The organism is Microbacterium sp. AG157, assembly GCF_003385695.1.
GTDB classification, from domain to species: Bacteria; Actinomycetota; Actinomycetes; order Actinomycetales; family Microbacteriaceae; genus Microbacterium; species Microbacterium testaceum.
Window position 1 is genome coordinate 479,741 of sequence record NZ_QRDK01000002.1, and the last position, 18,277, is coordinate 498,017.

Annotated in this window: 19 protein-coding genes; 7 read left to right on the top strand and 12 right to left on the bottom strand. The window is 70.1% G+C overall.

Features of this window, described 5'->3' with window-relative positions:
- Window positions 1–147 precede the first annotated feature (147 nt).
- Both DEU35_RS08075 and DEU35_RS08080 read left to right on the top strand, forming a co-directional pair.
- Complete coding sequence (locus tag DEU35_RS08075; RefSeq protein ID WP_103206038.1) at window positions 148–1,341, top strand: NAD(P)/FAD-dependent oxidoreductase; 1,194 nt, start codon at window positions 148–150, stop codon at window positions 1,339–1,341.
- Window positions 1,342–1,495: 154 nt separating this feature from the next.
- Complete coding sequence (locus DEU35_RS08080) at window positions 1,496–1,948, top strand: SRPBCC family protein (RefSeq protein WP_116239174.1); 453 nt, start codon at window positions 1,496–1,498, stop codon at window positions 1,946–1,948.
- Between the two features lie 65 nt (window positions 1,949–2,013).
- Here DEU35_RS08080 and DEU35_RS08085 read toward each other — a convergent pair whose 3' ends face one another.
- On the bottom strand, window positions 2,014–3,006 hold the full coding sequence (locus tag DEU35_RS08085; protein ID WP_103206036.1) for an aldo/keto reductase: 993 nt from the start codon (window positions 3,004–3,006) through the stop codon (window positions 2,014–2,016).
- A 125-nt stretch (window positions 3,007–3,131) separates the two neighbouring features.
- Here DEU35_RS08085 and DEU35_RS08090 point away from each other — a divergent pair, with 125 nt between their 5' ends.
- On the top strand, window positions 3,132–3,614 hold the full coding sequence (locus tag DEU35_RS08090; RefSeq protein ID WP_116239175.1) for a hypothetical protein: 483 nt from the start codon (window positions 3,132–3,134) through the stop codon (window positions 3,612–3,614).
- A gap of 61 nt (window positions 3,615–3,675) precedes the next feature.
- On the opposite strand, the gene DEU35_RS08095 is transcribed toward DEU35_RS08090, so the two are convergent.
- The 4 genes from DEU35_RS08095 to DEU35_RS17115 form a co-directional block, all read right to left on the bottom strand.
- A complete protein-coding gene (locus tag DEU35_RS08095) occupies window positions 3,676–5,004 on the bottom strand; it encodes a Cpe/LpqF family protein (RefSeq protein ID WP_116239176.1) in 1,329 nt (442 codons plus the stop codon).
- A gap of 56 nt (window positions 5,005–5,060) precedes the next feature.
- Entirely contained in the window at window positions 5,061–6,500 is a 1,440-nt protein-coding gene (locus tag DEU35_RS08100) for a PepSY domain-containing protein (protein ID WP_116239177.1), read from the bottom strand.
- A gap of 271 nt (window positions 6,501–6,771) precedes the next feature.
- Entirely contained in the window at window positions 6,772–7,371 is a 600-nt protein-coding gene (locus tag DEU35_RS08105) for a hypothetical protein (RefSeq protein WP_116239178.1), read from the bottom strand.
- Window positions 7,372–7,376: 5 nt separating this feature from the next.
- The gene (locus DEU35_RS17115; protein WP_170210624.1) at window positions 7,377–7,529 is read right to left on the bottom strand and encodes a hypothetical protein; all 153 of its coding nucleotides are present in this window, start codon (window positions 7,527–7,529) and stop codon (window positions 7,377–7,379) included.
- Between the two features lie 82 nt (window positions 7,530–7,611).
- Here DEU35_RS17115 and DEU35_RS08110 point away from each other — a divergent pair, with 82 nt between their 5' ends.
- Window positions 7,612–8,616 (top strand): epimerase, encoded by a 1,005-nt coding sequence (locus DEU35_RS08110; protein ID WP_116239179.1) that lies wholly within the window; start codon window positions 7,612–7,614, stop codon window positions 8,614–8,616.
- Window positions 8,617–8,699: 83 nt separating this feature from the next.
- Here the strand turns inward: DEU35_RS08110 and DEU35_RS17120 are convergent, their stop codons facing one another.
- Window positions 8,700–8,858, bottom strand: coding sequence for a hypothetical protein (locus DEU35_RS17120; protein WP_180993321.1), 159 nt, complete (start codon window positions 8,856–8,858; stop codon window positions 8,700–8,702).
- 142 nt (window positions 8,859–9,000) lie between these two features.
- Between DEU35_RS17120 and DEU35_RS08115 the strand changes: the two genes are divergently transcribed.
- A complete protein-coding gene (locus tag DEU35_RS08115; protein ID WP_103206030.1) occupies window positions 9,001–9,273 on the top strand; it encodes a hypothetical protein in 273 nt (90 codons plus the stop codon).
- Window positions 9,274–9,277: 4 nt separating this feature from the next.
- Here the strand turns inward: DEU35_RS08115 and DEU35_RS08120 are convergent, their stop codons facing one another.
- Entirely contained in the window at window positions 9,278–10,207 is a 930-nt protein-coding gene (locus DEU35_RS08120; protein WP_170210625.1) for a helix-turn-helix domain-containing protein, read from the bottom strand.
- A gap of 87 nt (window positions 10,208–10,294) precedes the next feature.
- Here DEU35_RS08120 and DEU35_RS08125 point away from each other — a divergent pair, with 87 nt between their 5' ends.
- Complete coding sequence (locus DEU35_RS08125) at window positions 10,295–10,756, top strand: GNAT family N-acetyltransferase (RefSeq protein WP_116239180.1); 462 nt, start codon at window positions 10,295–10,297, stop codon at window positions 10,754–10,756.
- A gap of 153 nt (window positions 10,757–10,909) precedes the next feature.
- On the opposite strand, the gene DEU35_RS08130 is transcribed toward DEU35_RS08125, so the two are convergent.
- Both DEU35_RS08130 and DEU35_RS08135 read right to left on the bottom strand, forming a co-directional pair.
- On the bottom strand, window positions 10,910–11,803 hold the full coding sequence (locus tag DEU35_RS08130; protein ID WP_116239181.1) for an SDR family oxidoreductase: 894 nt from the start codon (window positions 11,801–11,803) through the stop codon (window positions 10,910–10,912).
- 52 nt (window positions 11,804–11,855) lie between these two features.
- On the bottom strand, window positions 11,856–13,661 hold the full coding sequence (locus tag DEU35_RS08135; RefSeq protein WP_116239182.1) for a glycoside hydrolase family 15 protein: 1,806 nt from the start codon (window positions 13,659–13,661) through the stop codon (window positions 11,856–11,858).
- Between the two features lie 169 nt (window positions 13,662–13,830).
- Here DEU35_RS08135 and DEU35_RS08140 point away from each other — a divergent pair, with 169 nt between their 5' ends.
- A complete protein-coding gene (locus DEU35_RS08140) occupies window positions 13,831–14,391 on the top strand; it encodes a Dps family protein (protein WP_103206025.1) in 561 nt (186 codons plus the stop codon).
- A 99-nt stretch (window positions 14,392–14,490) separates the two neighbouring features.
- On the opposite strand, the gene DEU35_RS08145 is transcribed toward DEU35_RS08140, so the two are convergent.
- From DEU35_RS08145 to DEU35_RS08155, 3 genes are all read right to left on the bottom strand, one after another.
- On the bottom strand, window positions 14,491–14,775 hold the full coding sequence (locus tag DEU35_RS08145; protein ID WP_116239183.1) for a hypothetical protein: 285 nt from the start codon (window positions 14,773–14,775) through the stop codon (window positions 14,491–14,493).
- A 113-nt stretch (window positions 14,776–14,888) separates the two neighbouring features.
- Entirely contained in the window at window positions 14,889–17,420 is a 2,532-nt protein-coding gene (locus DEU35_RS08150) for an RNA helicase (protein ID WP_116239184.1), read from the bottom strand.
- Between the two features lie 29 nt (window positions 17,421–17,449).
- The gene (locus DEU35_RS08155) at window positions 17,450–18,214 is read right to left on the bottom strand and encodes a hypothetical protein (protein ID WP_116239185.1); all 765 of its coding nucleotides are present in this window, start codon (window positions 18,212–18,214) and stop codon (window positions 17,450–17,452) included.
- Window positions 18,215–18,277 lie beyond the last annotated feature (63 nt).

Sequence of the window (18,277 nt, forward strand, 5' to 3'; positions counted from 1 at the left end):
CACCGCGAGCGAAGCCGTCTCGGACGCCCCCGGTCGACGAGGGGCCCCCGGTCGTCCACGTGAGGCGTCGTCCGCGGGACCGGTGGTGTCAAGGCACTGGTCGGGCAACGCGCGAGGCCGCACCGTGAGGAAAACGAGAGGATTCCCATGACCGACTCCCCGCGCATCGTCGTGATCGGCGGCGGAAACGCCGGCCTGTCCGTCGCCGGGCGCCTGCACCGGCTGCGCCTCGGCGACATCACCGTCATCGAACCGCGCACGATCCACGTCTTCGCCCCCCTCCAGTCGCACATCGCCGGCGGCACCGCGCGCGCCTCGGAGGCCGCACGGAATCAGGCCGACGTCATCCCTGCGGGAGTGCGATGGCTGCGCGACGAAGTGTTCACCGTGGATGCCGAGGCCCGCCGCGTCCACCTCGTCTCAGGCGGACACCTCGACTACGACCAGCTCGTGGTCAGCGCGGGCATGCGCATGGCGTGGGAGCAGATCCCGGGTCTGCCCGAAGCGATGGCCGCCCCCAGCGGCATTTCGAACTACGACTACGAGCTCGCCGCGAAAGCGTCGCCGGTGCTCCGTAACCTCCGCTCGGGCACGGTCGTCTTCACCCAACCGCCCGAGCCTGCCTCGTGCGGAGCGGCCGCCCAGAAACCGATGTACCTCGCGTGCGACTGGTGGCGGGCGATCGGGGTGCGCGACGACCTCCGCGTGGTGTTCGTGTGCCCGGATCCCGTGCCCTTCGGCATCCCGGCCGTCGACGACGAACTCCGCCGCACACTCGACGCATACGACATCGAGGTGCGTTACAGCCGGGACGTTCGACGAGTGGATGCCGACTCCCGCACGCTCGTGATCGGTCGCGGCGATGCGGAAGAGACGTTGGCGTACGACGTGCTGCACGCTGTGCCTCCGCAGCGAGCACCGGAATGGATCGCGGGCAGCGGCCTTGCGGCATCCGATGATCCGCACGGCTTCGTCGATGTCGATCCCGAGACCCTGCAGCACACCCGCCACCCGGAGGTCTGGGCCATCGGCGATGCCGCCACCGTCGCGACGCGGCGCTCGGGCGGGGCGATCCGCCCGCAGGCCAAAGTGCTCGTCAGGAACATGAGGGCCGCGCTCGCGGGGCGTGCACCCTCGGCGACGTACGACGGCTACAGCGTCGTGCCGTTCACCGTCTCGCGCGGCACGGTCGTCTTCGCCGAGTTCGACCGGAAGGGTCGGCTGAAGCCGACCGTGCCGTTCTGGCGCTCGCTGTATCGCGAGCGCCGCCTGTCGTGGATCGCCGATCGTCGCGTCCTCCCGTGGGTGTACTGGCACCTCATCCTGCGCGGGCGGGCATGACGCGGGCGCTGCCCCGCCCCCCTCACGCCAGGGGTCCAGACCACACGCCTGCGCGTATAGGGCACGAACGCGGATCCCTCAACCCCGGGGTCGGGTCGGCGGCATCGGTCGAAGACTGACATCAGCCCCGGAAATCACACGAGAAGAGGACACCATGGCACAGGTCATCGAAACCATCGACGTCAACGTTCCCGTCCGCGTCGCGTACAACCAGTGGACGCAGTTCGAGGAGTTCCCGCACTTCATGAGCTTCGTGGAGTCCATCACGCAGAAGAGCGACACCCTGACGCACTGGAAGGTGAAGATCGCCGGTGCCGAGCGCGAGTTCGACGCCGAGATCACCGAACAGCACCCCGACGAGCGCGTCGCGTGGAACAGCGTGGGCGGCGACGAGAACCACGCCGGAGTCGTGACCTTCCACCGTCTCTCGGACGATGAGACGCGCGTCACGGTCCAGATCGACTGGGCCCCCACCGGCGTCCTCGAGAAGCTCGGCGCGGCGTTCGGCGCGGACGACCACTCGGTCAAGAAGGACCTCGAGAACTTCAAGAAGTACATCGAGTCGCGCGGTGCCGAGTCCGGCGCCTGGCGCGGCGACGTCAGCTGACGTCGAGCGATGAGAGAAGCCGGGTCCGTCCGTGAGGGACGGGCCCGGCTTTCGTCATGTGCGGGTCACCACTGCGGGTGGATCTCCGCCCGGAGGCGACGGTCGTAGACCTCGCGCACCAGGGCGTCGAAGGCCCCGAGGTCGAAACCTCCGTCGAGCAGTTCCGCCGCCTGGGCGTTGGCCGCCGCCTGGTCGATCGAGCGCGCACCCGGGATCACCGAGGTGACGCCCTCTCGCGAGGCGATCCACGCGAGAGTCGCGGCCGGCAACGTCACGCCCTCGGGAAGCGCCGCCTTCAGCTCGTCGGCCGCGGCCACGCCCTCGTCGAAGGGCACACCCGAGAACGTCTCGCCCTTGTCGAAGGCCTCGCCGTTGCGGTTGTAGGTGCGGTGGTCGTTCGCGTCGAAGGTCGTCGAGCGCGTGTACTTCCCCGAGAGCAGACCGCTGGCGAGCGGCACCCGTGCGAACACCGCGACGTTCTTCTCGGCCGCGAGGGGCAGCACCTCGTCGAGCGGCTTGAGGCGGAACGGGTTGAAGATGATCTGCAGGTTGGTGAGGTTCGGCCGGGTCAGGGCCGACAAGGCCTGATCCATGGTCTCGACCGAGGCACCGTAGGCGGCGATCACGCCCTCCGACACGAGCTGGTCGAGAGCGTCCCACGTCGCGTCGTCGTCGATGACCGCCGACGGCGGGCAGTGCAGCTGCACCAGGTCGAGCGTCTCGGTGTCGAGCAGGCGCCGCGAACGGTCGAGCCAGCCGCGGAAGTTCTCGATGACGTAGTTCTCGGGAACCTGGTCTTCGCGGCGACCCATCTTGGTCGCCACGGTGATGTCGTCGGCACCCCGCTCCTTCAGGAACGACCCGACGATCTGCTCCGACCGGCCGTCTCCGTAGACGTCGGCGGTGTCGAAGAGGGTGACACCGGCGTCTGCCGAGGCCGCCAGGACGGCGCGCGCGTCGTCTTCGCTGACGTCGCCCCAGTCGGCGCCGAGCTGCCAGGTGCCGAGACCGACGGCCGAGACCCGACGGCCGGTTCGGGAGAGAGGGCGCTGCTGCATTGCGGTTTCCTTTCGAAGCGTGAGTCGAGCCTAACCAGACCGTCCGACATCGCGGGCCGCGTCAACCCCGTCCGATCGCGGGCGCGGCGCGCCTAGCGTGGCGGCACACCCACGGAAGGAACACCATGGACTCCCCCGCCGACCGGCTCCCCGGAGCCGACGAAGAGAACCTCGTCCCCGAATCCGACGGCCTCGCCGCCGACGTGCCCGCCGGCGCCGCCGGTGCGGACTCCGGTGCCGTGGGCACCGCCCGTATCGACCCCGACGACGAGGCACGCCTCCAGGGGATCTCGAGCCAGAACGACCTCGCCGGCGTCGGCACACGCGCCGCCGACGGCGCGGGCGAGCGCGGCACCGACGACGCTCGCGGGGAGGTCGGATCGACCTCGCGCCACGCCGAGGACACGAGCCGTCCCGACCACGAGCCCCGCGACGACGCGCAGGACGAGGCGATCCGCACCCCCGCGTCGCCGTCGCGCTCCGATGACGGCGGCGAGCCGCACGTCGACCGCGACGACCCCATCGCGAGATTCCAGCCGGGCGTCGGCCGCGACTCGGCCGCCTCGAGCAGGATCGCGCAGAGCCTGCCCGACCCCGACGACGCCTGACGCGCGCCGCGACGATCCGCGCATGCCCGGGGCTCTCGCCCGGGATGCGCGGATCGTCGTCTCAGTGGGCGAGGCGCAGGGCGTCCTGAGCCAGGTGGAAGAAGTCGCTCATCGCGCCGGTGACCGCCTGTGCGTCGTCGTCCGCCATGAGCCACACGACCGTCGCCTCGCTCGCGTCGTCGCGCGCGAACCAGCTGCCCGTCAGCACTCCCAGGCTCGACCCGCCCTTGAACGCGGCGTACGGCCACGTCCCCAGGTCGAGCCCCTGCCCGGGGTTCTCGCTCAGGATGCCGAGCACCTCGGCATCCTGCGTCTGCTGCAGCGCGCGGTGGACGGCGGCGATGTCGTTCGCACTGGCGAACCAGTCGAATCCGTCCTGCCACACGGGGGTCGCGACGTCGGCCACCTCGACGGCGAGGGGCGCCGCGTCGATCCGGTCGAGCAGCGCGCGCTTGCCCGCGTCGTCTGCGGAGTTCCACTCGGCGCGCAGCGAGGCATCGCCCCACCCGAGGGTGAACAGCTCCTTGGTCGAGAAGAAGGGCGAGAGCACGGCCGGGTCGCTGTGACCCGACCGCGCCACCGCCGCCTCCACGCGCTCGCGCCCGAGCCTCGTGATCAGCAGGTCGGTCGCGGTGTTGTCGCTGATGCGGATCATCGCGGAGGCGGCGTCTCGCACCGAGACCTCGGTCCCGGTGGGCGCGGTCTGCAGCTCACCCGATGGCAGGCTCCGGTCGATGTCACGGAGGACGAGCTTCTCGTCCCACGACAGGTCGCCGGAGGCCACGGCATCCGCCACCGCCAGAAGCACGTACAGCTTGAAGGCCGAGGCGAGAGGGGCCAGCCGGTTCGCATCGACGGCGAGCGCCTCCTCGTCACCGCGGAGCACGAGGGCGCTGACCTCCCCCGGGAGGTCGGCGAGGCGCTGCTCGACCTCGTCGAGAGAGGCCGAGGGAGACCACGGTTCCGCCACGGGTCCGAACACCATCCCGGTGATGCGGCTCGCACCGTCGATCGTGAGAGAGAGGTCGAACGGGTCGCCCAGGGCTCCCGCCAGGGTCGCCACGGCCTGGGTCTCGGTGCCCTGGTACGCCGTGACCGTGAAGGGAGCGGCCGGACGCAGCTGGCGATTGACGAGCTCGGCGACCTGCTCCGCGGGCACCTGCGCGAGGAAGCTCTCGTGCAGGACGCGCGCCCACTCCCCCGGTGTGGTGTCGGCATCGGCCTCCAGCCGGTCGATGATCCACGACACGCGTTCCCCGACGGGGGTGTCCGGTATGTCGACGGATGCCGCCGCGCTCGCGGGCGTACCCGGCGCGGCGCTCGCGCAGGCGGTGAGCGCCGCGACGGCGACGAAGGAGAGGGCGGCGGCGAGGCGACGGGCGAGAGTCACGAGAATCCTTCCGGGGGGGGGAGAGAGATTCCCACGCTACGCACGCCGCCTCGTCGTCACCTCCCTCTCGAGAGGGATCTCCGGGCGCGGCGGGCACGCCACCCGAGCACCACGTCGACCAGCACGAACACCGCGAGTGTGTACCCGACCAGCGGCAGCACCAGTCCGATCGCGACGGCCGCGACGAGTACCGCCCCGGTTCCCCACCACGGCGCGTGTCGCAGCACGCCGTGCGCGGGCGCCGCGGCGACTCTTCCGGCCGGTCGCCGCTTCCACCACATCGCATACCCCAGCACGACGAGGCCGGCGATGCCGATCGCGAGAGCGAACAGCACGAGCTGATTCGCGAGGCCGAACATCGTGCCCATGTGCAGATCGACGCCCCAGCGCGAGAGCTTGGCCAGCAGCGGGTAGTCGGCGAAGTCAACCCGGTCGGTCACCCGCAGGGTGGATCCGTCGATGGCCACGGCATCCACCTCCGTCGGGAAACTCCGGTGGATCTCCTGCACGACCCAGGCCGTGCCCGCCGAGGCGGGAGGACGAATCTCGAGGTCGCCGGAGTTCACGTTCACGTCTCGGGCCACGGCCCACACCGCGTCGAAGGTCGCCGGATCCGCGGACGGCGCACCCGACGAATGCGCGCCGCCGTGGTGCGCGTGCTCGCCTCCGGCCGCGGACGCCCCGTCGAGGGTGGTCGTGAGGGCGGGAGTCCCCTCGCCCACGAGGGTGCGAAGCTCGGCCACGTTCGCGCCCGCGAAGGTCGACCACGTGATGCCCGTGGCCGACAGGAACAGCGCCCCGACCACGACCCAGATGCCCACGGCCGAGTGCCAGCCCGACAGACGCCGGTAACCCGTGTGCCGCCGGTTGGGTCGCAGCAGATCGCGGCGACCCCGGCGGCTGCGCACGAACCGTCCGATCCAGAGTCCCAGTCCAGCCAGAGCCACGATCCCCAGCCACGACGCCGCGAGCTCGCTGTACCAGCGGCCGACGTCTCCGAGGTGCAGCGAGCGGTGCAGGTCGCTGATCCAGTGCCGCAACGGCAGCGCACCGCTCGTGCCGTAGGCCGGGAGGTCGCCGCGGATCTCGGTGGTGGCGGGATCGACGAAGATCGCCCTCGTCGTGCTCTCGGGCAAGGTGTCGTCGGCGAACATCACGCGCGTGGTCGCCCCGGCCTGAGGTGCTGGACGCACGGCGACGGGAGTCGCCCCGCCGCCGACGTACTGCTCCGCGGCCGACACCTGTTCGGCCAGCGGTACCGCCGGCGCCGTCGAGGACGCGGTGAGCTCGTGCGCGTACAGGGTGCTCTCGAGGGTCGGGGTGATCGCATACAGCGCGCCGCTCAGCGCGGCGACGAGGATGAACGGCCCCACCAACAGCCCCGCGAAGAAGTGCAGGCGCCGCAGCAGCGCGGTGAACCACCCGCGAGAGGACGCCCTGTCCGCGGCAGCGGGAGCGGACGGGGTGGCCTTCGGGTCAGCGCCCACGGCGGTCATGCGCGGGCTCCGATCGACGGCGGGGCCGGAATCGGCGTGAGGGGAGCAGCAGGGAACATCGAGGTCTCTTTCCGAACGCAGGATGCGCTCGTGACAGGACGCCGCGCAGGGCGGACGCCGTCGCCCACGGCGGCCCCTCCTCAGGGGCGACGGCGTGGGCCGGAAGGGTGGGGACGCGCCCGAAGACACGTCGACGATCGCGCTGATCCGGCGAGGTGCACGGCACAGCGGTCGATCGCTCCGCCGCCGCGAGAGGCGGGCGGAGCGAGACTCAGGATGCCGCGAGAGGAGGCCCGCGCCGGTGCGCGGACGACACCATGAAGGCCGAGTGCGGACGCACCGCGACGACGACGACGGGCACGGTTCGCCGCACGGACGGCGCCGCGGGAAGGGTCAGCACGACGCGCACCCGCGCGCGGAGCCACACGACGCTGCGCTCCGCGAGGATGCGCAGGGCGGCGAGCGTCCGCTCGCCCCGGTGCAGGGCCAGGGTGGTGGCGACAGCGGCGACGGCGTGGCCGAGCCACATCGCGGCATGCGGGCTCACCGGCGCAAGCGCGGTGCCCGTGAGCACCGGGAGGGCGGAGCCGTGAACGTGCGCCGCGGCGGCCAGGTCGTAGCTGCCGAGCACGAACAGTGTGTGGAACAGCACTTGGCTCACCGCAACGGCCACCGCGAGGCGCCAGGTCGACAGGCGGCGCCCGGCCAACACCGTGCACACGACGAACGACAGAGCGAGCGGCACGGCGACACCGAACAGGCCGGGAACCTCTCCTCCCCCGCTGACGTGCGAGAGCAGAGCGACGAAGGTGGCGACGGATGCCGCGGCGGTACCGCGCGCTACGCGTGTCGCCCGAGCCTGTCGTCGCATGGGACTCATTGTGCCAGGCGACGACGCTCGGACCGGACGGGTGTCAGCGGCCGAGAAGTGGGCGTTCCGCGCGAGACGCGGACCTGATCCGGCTGGTCGACGAGAGCGTCGCGCGCCACCGCGGTCGGCAGCGGGATCCAGCGGGCGTCGGCGGTCACCATCTCGTCCTGCCGGTCGGACGGCGACGCCGCGGCGAAAGCCCGCCCCTAGGCTGAAACCCACCCAGGCCAGGAGGATGCCGTGACCCCACCCCGTGTCGTGATCGCCGGCGCGAGCGGCTTCATCGGCCGCGCGCTGACGGACGCCTTCCGTGCGGACGGTTACGAGGTGGCGACGGTCGGGCGCGCCGGGGACGCGGTGTGGACAGACCCTGGCGCAATCGCTCGGCTCGTCGACGGAGCCGACGTGCTCATCAATCTGGCGGGGAAGATCGTGTCGTGTCGGTACAACGATGCGCATCGCGACGAGATTCTGCGCTCGCGCGTCGCCACCACCCGGGCGCTACACGAGGCCGTCGCGAACGCGGAGCGCCCTCCGCGCGTCTGGATGAACGCGTCGACCGCGACCATCTACCGGCACGAGACCGAGCACGGTAACGACGAGCGGGACGGCATCACGGGCGAAGGCTTTTCGGTCGACGTCGCGACCAACTGGGAACGCGCCCTGTTCGCCGGAGACCTCCCCGCCACGCGCCGCGTGGCCCTGCGGATGGCGATCGTCTTCGGCGACGGACCGGCGACCCGCATCCTGCTCGCCCTCGCGCGACTCGGTCTCGGCGGACCCCAGATCGACAGCTGGTGGTTCCCGCACCGCCGGTACCGCGGGATCGGACCCCGTCCGACGGGTCCCGTGTGGTCGAGCTGGCGCCAGACATCGGGAAGGCAGCGCTTCAGCTGGATCCACATCGACGATGTCGTGGCATCCGTCCGCTTCGTCCGCGATCACGACGAGATCGCCGGGCCAGTCAACCTCTCGGCTCCCGGCGTCACCGATAACCGCACGCTCATGCGCGAACTGCGCCGCGTTGCGCGCGCCCCCTTCGGCCTGCCCGCCTACCGGTGGATGCTCGACCCGGCCATGGCGGTGCTGCGCAACGAGCCCGAACTCGTGCTGAAGAGCCGGTGGGCCGTTCCGCGCGTGCTGACGGAGGCGGGATTCTCGTTCCGCTATCCCGAGATCGGCCCAGCCCTCGACGCCGTCGTCGCGGTGCGTCCCGCTCGCGCGCGCGACCTCATCTCGCGCTGAGTGTCGGAACGCACGCCGCCCCGCACCGTCGCAAGCGTCGGGCGGGGGCGGCATGGAACGATCCCGCACGGCGGGATCGGGGGTCAGACCTGACGGCGGATGAATCGCAGGAGCGCGGCGATGATCCCGATGATGAGGATGATCACGCCGATCCACAGCAGGAACTTCACGGCCTCGACGAAGATGCCGAGGAACAGGAGCACGAGGCCCACGATGACGAGGATGATGGCGAGAGCGGGCATCCCTCCACGGTGCGCCTGCACCGCCGCTCGGCGCTCGGCCTTGACACCGCGAGCGGCCCGCGGCAGTGCGCGTGTCAAGACCGCCGCGGGCTCGGCATCCGGGGTCTAACGTCGGTGACACCATCGAACTCAGGAGGCGCACATGGCCGAGCGCGACGTCAACGGACATGACTCAGGACACGGCACCGGACCAGGTGAAGGCGAGTACACCGACGTGCAGCTGCCGGACGGTACCGCCGACCGCGGGAGCTCCGACCTTCCCGGCGAATACGTCGACACCGAGCACGCCGACGGCAGCGAATCGCGCCCCCGCGCCGATGAGGCGGGCGCCTACACCGACGTGGAGCAGCCCGGCGGACACGAGTCGCGCGAGAACCTCGACGACCCCGGCGAGTACACCGACCGCGATCGCTGAGCCGTCAGCGTTCGAGCGTGCGACGGGGATCCACGCGATAGGCCGCGCGGTAGGCCTCGACGAAAGCCGCGGTGTCGGTGAACCCCCACCGAGCCGCGACGTCGCGGAGGGTGACGGAGGTGGGGTCGGCGCCGACGAGGTCGGCATGGGCGGCGCTCACCCGCGCCGTCGACAGATACTCCTCGGGCGTCGCGCTGAGCTGACCGTTCGCGGCGAACGACCGGCGGAGGCCGGCGACAGAGCTGCCGACGGCGCGCGCGACGTCGTCGACGGTGACCGGCAGCGAGGCGTGGTCGTCCATCCACGACGTCGCCGAGGTGTAGATCGACGCCTGCTCGATGGCCGAGGCTCGACGCTCGCGCGGGTCTCCCGCGAGAGGGAAGGCTTCGAGCGTGGCGATCGCGAGGGTGCGACGCACGTGGGCGCGCACGAGGGGCTCGGTCATCAGGGGCGCCTGCGTGAGCGACCAGCGCACCGTCGCGAGCCAATAGTCGCGAAGCCGACGCGAGACGGGGCCCGTTCCAGCGAAGCGCACGGAGAGGTCGTCGTCGCCGTAGATCGCTCGCGCCGTCTCGATCAACCAGTCGGTGTCGAAAGCGATCAGGTGCAGGTCGGTGTCGTCCGGACGGCCGATCAGCTCGTGCCCCGGCTGCACGAGACCCGGCTCGACGCTGTACTCCCCGGTCTCGGACCCGATGGTCCACGCGTATCCCGGTGTCGAGGTGGCGAAAAAGAACCGATCCGCCTCATAGATCACCTCGGCCCGGCATCGCCAGGTCAGCCGCCGCATCGAGAAGGAGGCGTCGCCGACGGCGTGCTCCGCGAAGGTGCCTCGATCCGCTTGCACCACGACGTGCCCATACTGCGCTTGCAGCCAGGCCTGCGTCTCGGCGGCGTCGCTCGTGCGCACGCTGGTGTCGAAGAAATCGTTCATAGAGAGGGGGGTCGACCGCCGGAAAGGCGGGACGCCTCCGCCCATGATAGGTAACCGAACGCTTCATCAGCCCCCGAGAGGATCCCGATGACCGACTCGCCCACCATCCGCCCCATCGACACCGACGACGCGGGCGAAGTGCTCACGATCCAACGCGCCGCGTTCGCGAGCGAAGCGCTCATCTACGGAGACCCCGATATGCCCCCGCTCACGCAGACCCTCGAGGAGCTGCGCGCGGAGCTCGTCGAGAACCTGGGCTGCGTCGCCGTCGCAGGGCACCGCCTGGTCGGCGCGGTGCGCGCCCGCCTCGACGGCGAACTCCTGCTCATCGGTCGTCTCGCCATCGCGCCCGACCAGCAGGGCGAAGGCCTGGGCACACTGCTGCTGGCCGCGGTCGAAGAGCGTGGCCGAGAAGCCGGAGCCACCGAGGCGGAACTGTTCACCGGCGCCCTGAGCGTAGCCAACCAACGCCTGTACGAGCGCGAGGGCTACCACCGTTCCGAAGAGACCGAAGACGGCGAGATCTTCTACCGCAAGCCGCTCATCTGATCCCTGGCCCGCGGCACGAGAACGGGGGATGCGCCCGGAACAGGCCGGCTCACGGGAAACCGCGCTGTTCTCGTGTTCCTTCCCGTCCTCATGACGATGAACCACGAGGGGCCGCCGTCCGAATCCGGACGACGGCCCCTCTGCGGCGCGCGCTTACGGCGTCGGCATCCCGCCGTTGACGTTGAGCGTCTCGCCGATGACGTAGCTCGACTCCGCCGACGCGAGATAGACGTACGCCGGTGCGAGTTCGGCGGGCTGACCCATGCGTCCCAGCGGGGTCTCCTCCCCGAACTCGTCGACCTTCTCGTTCGGCTGTCCGTCGGTGACCTGCAGGGGCGTCCAGATCGGGCCCGGGGCGACCGCGTTCACGCGGATACCCTTCGGCGCGAGCTGCTGGCCGAGCGCCTTGGTGAAGGTGTTGATCGTCGACTTCGTCGAGGCGTAGTCGACGAGGATGGGAGCCGGCGAGTACGCCTGGATCGACGTGGTGTTGATGATCGTCGACCCGGGCTGAAGGTGCGGCACGGCCTCTTTGCAGATCCAGAACATCGCGTAGACGTTGGTCTTGAAGGTGTCGTCGAACTGCTCGTCCGACAGCGTGGTGATGTCTTCGTTGAAGATCTGCTTGCCGCCGTTGTTGACGACGATGTCGAGCCCGCCGAGCCCCTCGACCGCCTCCTTGACGAGGGTCGTGGCGTACTCGCGCTCGCGCAGGTCGCCCGGGATCTGCACAACGGTCGCGCCCGCCTCGCGGAGGATGCCGGCGATGCGGTCGGCATCCACCTTCTCCTCGGGGAGGTACGACATGGCGACCGAGGCACCCTCACGGGCGAAGGCGATCGCGGTGGCCGCCCCGATACCCGAGTCGGCGCCGGTGATGAGCGCCTTGCGTCCCTTCAACCGGTCGCTGCCGACGTAGGTGTCCTCGCCGAGGGCGGCCTTCGGGGTCATCTTGGCGTCGAGGCCGGGTTCGGGCTGATCCTGCGCCTGCGGTTCGATGTCGGCGTAGAGCGTGGTCGGGTCGGTGAACGTGTACTGCGTGCTCATGGCGCGTCCTTTCAGGAGGGATGGATGCCGAGGCGGGGTGCCCCGACGGGGTTCAGCGGTCGCCGAGCTCGGCGTCGTCGACGAGTTCGCGGATGACGAGGGCGGCGTTGATGAGGGCGAGGTGGCTCAGCGCCTGCGGCAGGTTGCCCCAGAACGCCCCGTCGGCCTCGGCGATCATCTCGGAGTAGATGCCCACGTCGTTGCCTTGGGCGACGAGCGCGTCCATCGCCTCGATGGCCTCGTCATGACGGCCGACGCACGCGAGAGCGGTCGCCCGCCAGAAGGCGCAGGCGACGAAGGTCTGTTCCTCCTGGTCCATGCCGGTGTACCGGTAGACGAGGTGGTTCTCGGTCGTGAGTCGTTCGGTGATGGCATCCAGGGTCTTCGACATGCGCTCTCCGCGGTCGAAGCCGGTAGGGGCGTGCAAGAGGACGGACGCGTCGAGGTCATCGCTGCCCGGGGCGATCGTGTACGCCTGAAGCTTCTCCGACCAGCAGTGCTCGTCGACCCACGCGTGGATGCGATCGCGCTCGGCGCGCCAGCGGTCGCCGTTGTCGGGGATGTGCCCGCCGCCGGCCAACCACTGCGCGTCGTCGAGGGCTTTCCAGCACCCCATCTTCGAGGAGGTGTAATGGCGCAATTCGGGCAGTTCCCACATCCCCGAGTCCTCGCGGCGCCAGAGATCGCAGGTACGATCGGCGACGTCTGCGAGCAGGCGCCCGGTCTGGATGTCGAGACGGTTCCCCGCCTCGACATACGTGCGGCACAGGGCGATGAGATCGCCGTACACGCCGAGCTGCAGCTGCCCCTGCGCGGGGTTGCCCGTGACGACCGGTTGGTTGCCGTTCCAGCCCGGCACCTCGTGCTTCTCGAGTCCGATCTCGGCGTCGCCGTCGAGCGTGTACATCACCTGCACCTCGGGCCCGTTCTTGCGGATCGTGCGCAAGAGCCATGAGATCGCCGCGTGCGTCTCTTCGCGAAGGCCGAAGCCGACCCACGCGTGGGCGGTGTAGGCGAGGTCGCGCACCCAGGCGAAGCGGTAGTCCCAGTTCTTTCCGCCCCGCGGGTTCTCGGGCAGCGACGTCGTCGCCGCGGCCGCGATCGCCCCGGTGGGGCTGAACAGCAGGAGTTTGAGGGCCAGGGCGCTGCGCTGGACATCGTCGGCCCACGGGCCGTCGTACGAGAATTCGTCCGACCACATCTGCCAGCCGCCGATGGTGCGGTCGATGCCGCGATCGACGTTCAGGGCGTCGGGGATGCGCAGCGGTTCCCCCTCGGTCGCGGCGATCACGAGCAGGTGCCGCGACCCCTTGGTGGCGGTGAACCGTCCGTCGATGCTCTCGTTCCCGGCATCCGGATCGCCGTGCAGTCCGTGCTCGTGGCCCGTGACGGCGAGCGAGACGTGGCCGATGCGCATGATCGAGAAGCCGTCGATGCGCTCGGTCCAGGGGGCCGCCGAGCGCAGCATCGTGCCGGGCTGCACGCACCAGGCGAACTCGACCTCTCCCTTCACCCCATCCACGCGGCGAGCGAGCTCCGCCCACGGCAGGCGTCCGGCGATACCGGTCACCATGGCATCGGTCATCGTGGCGACACCCGTCTTCGTGGTGAAGGTCGTCTCGAGCACATTGGTGCGCGGGATGTAGCGTCGCGTCACTTCGTACTCGCCCACCGGTGCCAGCTCGATGCATCCACCGGCGGTCTCGTCGACGAGTCGCGCGAAGACGGGACGCGAGTGGATGTTCGGCAGCGGCAACCAGTCGACCGAGCCGTCGAGACCGACGAGGGCGACGGTGCGCCCGTCTCCTATCGCAGCGTAATCGCGCAGCGGACGAGACGGGGCGGGAGGCGTGGGCACTCCCTCACGCTAGAAACGAGGCCCTCCGCTCAGACCGGGGTTGTCGGATCGAGCGGGAGCGGCTACGGACGGGGTCTGATTACCCCTCCTCCGCCGCAGTCGCAACCCCCGTCGAGCGCTCGAGCGTCCCGCCTAACGTCGCTATCGACCGTGAGTGAAAGGAACGCGCATGTCCACCACCACCAAGGACGCCCCCACCAAGAACCGTCGTCGCCCGGCCCGCGGCGGCAGCGGTCCCGAGACCACCGACGAGCAGAACGCCGAGAAGGGCTTCCAGGCCTCGGAGAAGCTGACCGACAGCCTGCAGGCCGTCCTCGTCGACCTGATCGAGCTGTCGATCCAGGGCAAGCAGGCCCACTGGAACGTCGTGGGCAAGAACTTCCGCGACACGCACCTGCAGCTCGACGAGATCATCGACGCCGCCCGTGAGTTCAGCGACGAGATCGCCGAGCGTATGCGTGCCCTGCACGCGCTGCCCGACGGACGCAGCGACACCATCGCCGAGACCACCACCCTGCCGGAGTTCCCCCAGGGCGAGGTCGACACGGCCGAGGTGATCGACCTCATCACCGAGCGTCTCGACGCGACCGTCGGCACCGTCCGCGACGTGCACGATGACGTCGATGACGAAGACCCGACCAGCGCCGACATCCTGCACGGCGTGCTCGAGCGCCTCGAGCAGCTGTCGTGGATGGTCAGCGCCGAGAACCGCGTCGCCCGCAAGTCGTAATCACCGCAGAACACATCGGATGCCGGGGCCTCAGGGCCTCGGCATCCGTCGTTCGTGCGGTGGTTCCGTCCGCGCCACGGCTCACGTCCGCGCGACGGCTCAGCCGCGCGCGATGAGGAACGGCGGGTGCGGGCCTTCGAGGCGGGCGAGACCGAGCTTGACCTCCATGAGAGACGCTCCGACCTCCGCGAAGCGCTCATCGGTGCGGGTTTCCATCCGGTCGAACCGCGCGTCCATCCGCTCGAAGCGCGCGTCCATTTCCGCGAAGCGGGCATCGGTCCGGTGCTCGACACGGCCGAGCATCCACTTCATCCCGCTCAGGATGGTGACGGAGAGCGTCACGACCAGACCGACCGCCGTCGAGAGCAGAGGAAGAGTCTCCATCGGGCAATCCTTTCGGGGTGGGATGCAATGACTGTAGAGCACCGTGCTCCCGCCCCGCGGGGATGATGTCGGACAGTGGAGAACTTCGCCCGGGCCGCCCTCAGGAGGAGCGATCAGAGCCGCAGCACCTCGGTCACGCGCACGATCGCGGTGCCCTCCTCCTCGGAGGCGGCGAGGTCGACCTCTGCGCGGATTCGCCAGTCGTGGTCGCCGGCGGGGTCGTCGAGGATCTGCTCGACCCGCCAGACGCCCTCGGCGGCCGAGGACTCGTCGATGACGACGAGGGAAGACGAACGCGCCGCGCCGCCGGTGCCGATCGTGTCGTGCTCCTCGAAGTAGTCGTCGAGCACCCCCGGCCAGTCGACGTCGGGGTCGAGCTCGACCAGCTCGTCGTCGCGCTGCAGCGCCGCCAGCTGCACACGCCGGAACATCTCATTGCGCACGAGCACGACGAAGGCACGACGATTGGTGAGGATCGACGGCGGCGCGGGCGGCACCACCGGGGCATCCGGGTCGTCCGCGGGGTTGATGAGCTGCTCCCACTCGTCGACCAGGCTCGAGTCGACTTGACGCACCACCTCGCCGAGCCAGGCGATGAGGTCGAGCAGATCGGGTGTCTGCGCATCGACCGGCACCGTCTGGCGGATCGCGCGATACGCGTCGCTGAGGTAGCGCAGCACCAGACCTTCGCTGCGGGCGAGCTGGTACAGCGACACGTACTCGCCGAACGAGCACGCCCGCTCGAACATGTCGCGCACGACGGACTTGGGCGACAGCTCGAAGTCGCGGATCCACGGCTGGCTCGACGCGAACACCTCGTAGGCCTGCGCGAGCAGCTCGTCCAGCGGCTTGGGCCAGGTGATCTGCTCGAGCAGCTCCATGCGCTCGTCGTACTCGATGCCCTCGCGCTTCATCGCCGCGACCGCTTCGCCGCGAGCGCGGAACTGCTGCTGCGACAGGATCGGGCGCGGGTCGTCGAGCGTCGCCTCGATGACGCTGACGACGTCGAGCGCGTAGTGGCCCGTGCCGACCGATGACGCCGGGGGCGCGGCATCCGGTGCCCTTCCGAGTTCGACCTCGGGGTCGAGCATCTCGATCGCGGCGAGCGCGAAGGGAGACAGCGGCTGGTTGAGGGCGAAGTTCGGCTGCAGATCGACCGTGAGACGGATGCCGTCGGCCCCGGCCTCGACGACCCCCGCCTGAACGAGGGTGCGGAAGATCGCGAGGGCCCGGCGGGCGAGCTCGTACTGGCGGGAGCGAGGCTCGTGGTTGTCGAAGACGAGGGAGCGGACGTTCGAGAAGACGTCTCCGCCGCGCGCGATGACATTGATGAGCATGGCGGCCGAGAGCTTCATCTGCGGGACGAGGGGCTCGGGTTCGGCCGCGACCAGGCGGTCGTAGCTCTGCTCGGTCCAGTTGACGAAGCCCTGCGGCGCCTTCTTGCGCACGATCTTCTTCTGCTTCTTGAGGTCGTCGCCGGCCTTGAGGATCTGAGCGGCGTTCTCGATCTCGTGGTCGGGGGCCATGACGACGACCGTTCCCGCGGTGTCATAGCCTGCGCGGCCGGCGCGACCGGCGATCTGGTGGAACTCGCGCGCCGAGAGCTGGCGCATGCGCGTGCCGTCGTACTTCGTCAGCGCCGTCATCAGCACGGTGCGAATCGGTACGTTGATGCCGACGCCGAGGGTGTCGGTGCCGCAGATCACCCGCAGCAGCCCGCGCTGCGCGAGAGTCTCGACGAGCCGCCGGTACCGCGGCAGCATGCCGGCGTGGTGCACGCCGATCCCCGCGCGCACGTAGCGCGAGAGGGTCTTGCCGAAGCCGGTCGTGAAGCGGAAGCCGCCGATCGCCTCGGCGATCTCGTCGCGCTGCTCGCGCCCGATGATGCGGATCGACGACAGCGCCTGCGCCCGTTCCATCGCGGCGGCCTGAGAGAAGTGCACGACGTAGATCGGCGCTTGCCGGGTGTCGAGCAGTTCCTGCACCGTCTCGTGCACGGGCGTCCGGGCGTACTCGAAGTGAAGGGGTACCGGTCGTTCGACGCCCGTCACCCGTGCGGTGTTGCGGCCGGTGCGGCGCGTCAGGTCGTCGGCGATGTTCTCGACGTCGCCGAGAGTGGCCGACATGAGGATGAACTGCGCGCGCGTGAGCAACAGCAGTGGCACCTGCCATGCCCAGCCGCGGTCGGCCTCGCCGTAGTAGTGGAACTCGTCCATCACGACCTGGTCGACGTCGGCGTCGGCACCCTGGCGGAGGGCCAGGTTCGCCAGGATCTCGGCGGTGCAGCAGATGATCGGGGCATCGGAATTCACCGAGGAGTCCCCCGTGACCATGCCGACGTTCTCGGCGCCGAAGATGTCGACCAGGGCGAAGAACTTCTCGCTCACCAGGGCCTTGATCGGCGCCGTGTAATAGGTGCGGCCGCCCCGGGCGAGGGATGCCGCATGCGCGGCCACCGCGACGAGCGACTTGCCCGTGCCGGTCGGGGTGGACAGGATCACGTTCGCGCCCGACACGATCTCGATCACTGCTTCGTCTTGCGCGGGGTACAGCGTGAGCCCTCGCGAGGCCGCCCACTCGACGAAGCCCAGGTACACGGCATCCGGATCGGCGCCGACGGGGACGTTCTCGAGAAGGGGGGTCACTCCCCCACCCTCTCATTCACCGGGCGGGCTCAGCCCCTGTCGCTGAAGACGCCCACGTTCTCGCCGTCGAAGACGAACTGCACGCTCGTGCCGACCGGGAAGCGCTGGACGAAGGCGGCGGGCATGCCGTCGGCGACGACGAACTGCACGGTGGCGGGGAACACCCCGGCTCCGCAGCCGCCGTAGACGAAGTTGCCGCGGAAGCCGCGCGTTTCGTCGGCGTCCACCTCGTCGGCGTCGAGCAGGTAGAGACAGGGGTTGCGGTTGTCGGTCGCGTCGGTGGCAGCCCGCCCCGTGAACGCCGCAACCCCGTAGTAGTTCTCGTAGCCGCGTTCCGCGCCCGTGCGCTCACCGAACACGGCGGGAGCCGAGGAGTCCGGGTCGGGCACGAGTGTGTCGACCTGGGGTGCTCCCGCCGTCGCGGTCACGGGCACGAACGACACGCTCATCGCGGTTGCCGCGCTGGCGAGGGCGGCGACCACGGCCAGCGAGACCGCCCATGCCCAGAGGCGGCGCTTCGAGTGCACGAGGGGAGGGCGCTCGCGGCGGATCTCCTCCTCGTCCTCCTCGTCCTCCTCGTCCTCCTCGTCGTGCTGCGCGGACGCGACCGCGGCGCTCGAACCCGCCGGCGGGGCGGGCGGCGTTCGCGGAGCCGTGGGGAGCCGGTCCTCGCGCTCGAGCTCTTCGAGGTCTCGAAGACGCGAGACGGCGACCGGGTCGTCGGCGATGTCGGCCTCGGGGCCGTAGGCCCGCGCGCGCAACAGACGCAACTCCTCACGCACATCGTCGTCCATATCCAGAATGGTTCCACACCTCCCGGGGGCCGGGGCCGACTCCCGGTATATGCGTGGGAATAG

Excerpts from the sequence above, each read along its gene's own strand:
- DEU35_RS08145 (WP_116239183.1), bottom strand. The coding sequence starts at position 14,775 with ATGGAGACTCTTCCTCTGCTCTCGACGGCGGTCGGTCTGGTCGTGACG.
- DEU35_RS17120 (WP_180993321.1), bottom strand. The coding sequence starts at position 8,858 with ATGCCCGCTCTCGCCATCATCCTCGTCATCGTGGGCCTCGTGCTCCTG.
- DEU35_RS08120 (WP_170210625.1), bottom strand. The coding sequence starts at position 10,207 with ATGAACGATTTCTTCGACACCAGCGTGCGCACGAGCGACGCCGCCGAG.
- DEU35_RS08080 (WP_116239174.1), top strand. The coding sequence starts at position 1,496 with ATGGCACAGGTCATCGAAACCATCGACGTCAACGTTCCCGTCCGCGTC.
- DEU35_RS08125 (WP_116239180.1), top strand. The coding sequence starts at position 10,295 with ATGACCGACTCGCCCACCATCCGCCCCATCGACACCGACGACGCGGGC.
- DEU35_RS08085 (WP_103206036.1), bottom strand. The coding sequence starts at position 3,006 with ATGCAGCAGCGCCCTCTCTCCCGAACCGGCCGTCGGGTCTCGGCCGTC.
- DEU35_RS08115 (WP_103206030.1), top strand. The coding sequence starts at position 9,001 with ATGGCCGAGCGCGACGTCAACGGACATGACTCAGGACACGGCACCGGA.
- DEU35_RS08130 (WP_116239181.1), bottom strand. The coding sequence starts at position 11,803 with ATGAGCACGCAGTACACGTTCACCGACCCGACCACGCTCTACGCCGAC.
- DEU35_RS08105 (WP_116239178.1), bottom strand. The coding sequence starts at position 7,371 with ATGCGACGACAGGCTCGGGCGACACGCGTAGCGCGCGGTACCGCCGCG.
- DEU35_RS08140 (WP_103206025.1), top strand. The coding sequence starts at position 13,831 with ATGTCCACCACCACCAAGGACGCCCCCACCAAGAACCGTCGTCGCCCG.
- DEU35_RS08155 (WP_116239185.1), bottom strand. The coding sequence starts at position 18,214 with ATGGACGACGATGTGCGTGAGGAGTTGCGTCTGTTGCGCGCGCGGGCC.
- DEU35_RS08100 (WP_116239177.1), bottom strand. The coding sequence starts at position 6,500 with ATGACCGCCGTGGGCGCTGACCCGAAGGCCACCCCGTCCGCTCCCGCT.
- DEU35_RS08090 (WP_116239175.1), top strand. The coding sequence starts at position 3,132 with ATGGACTCCCCCGCCGACCGGCTCCCCGGAGCCGACGAAGAGAACCTC.
- DEU35_RS08075 (WP_103206038.1), top strand. The coding sequence starts at position 148 with ATGACCGACTCCCCGCGCATCGTCGTGATCGGCGGCGGAAACGCCGGC.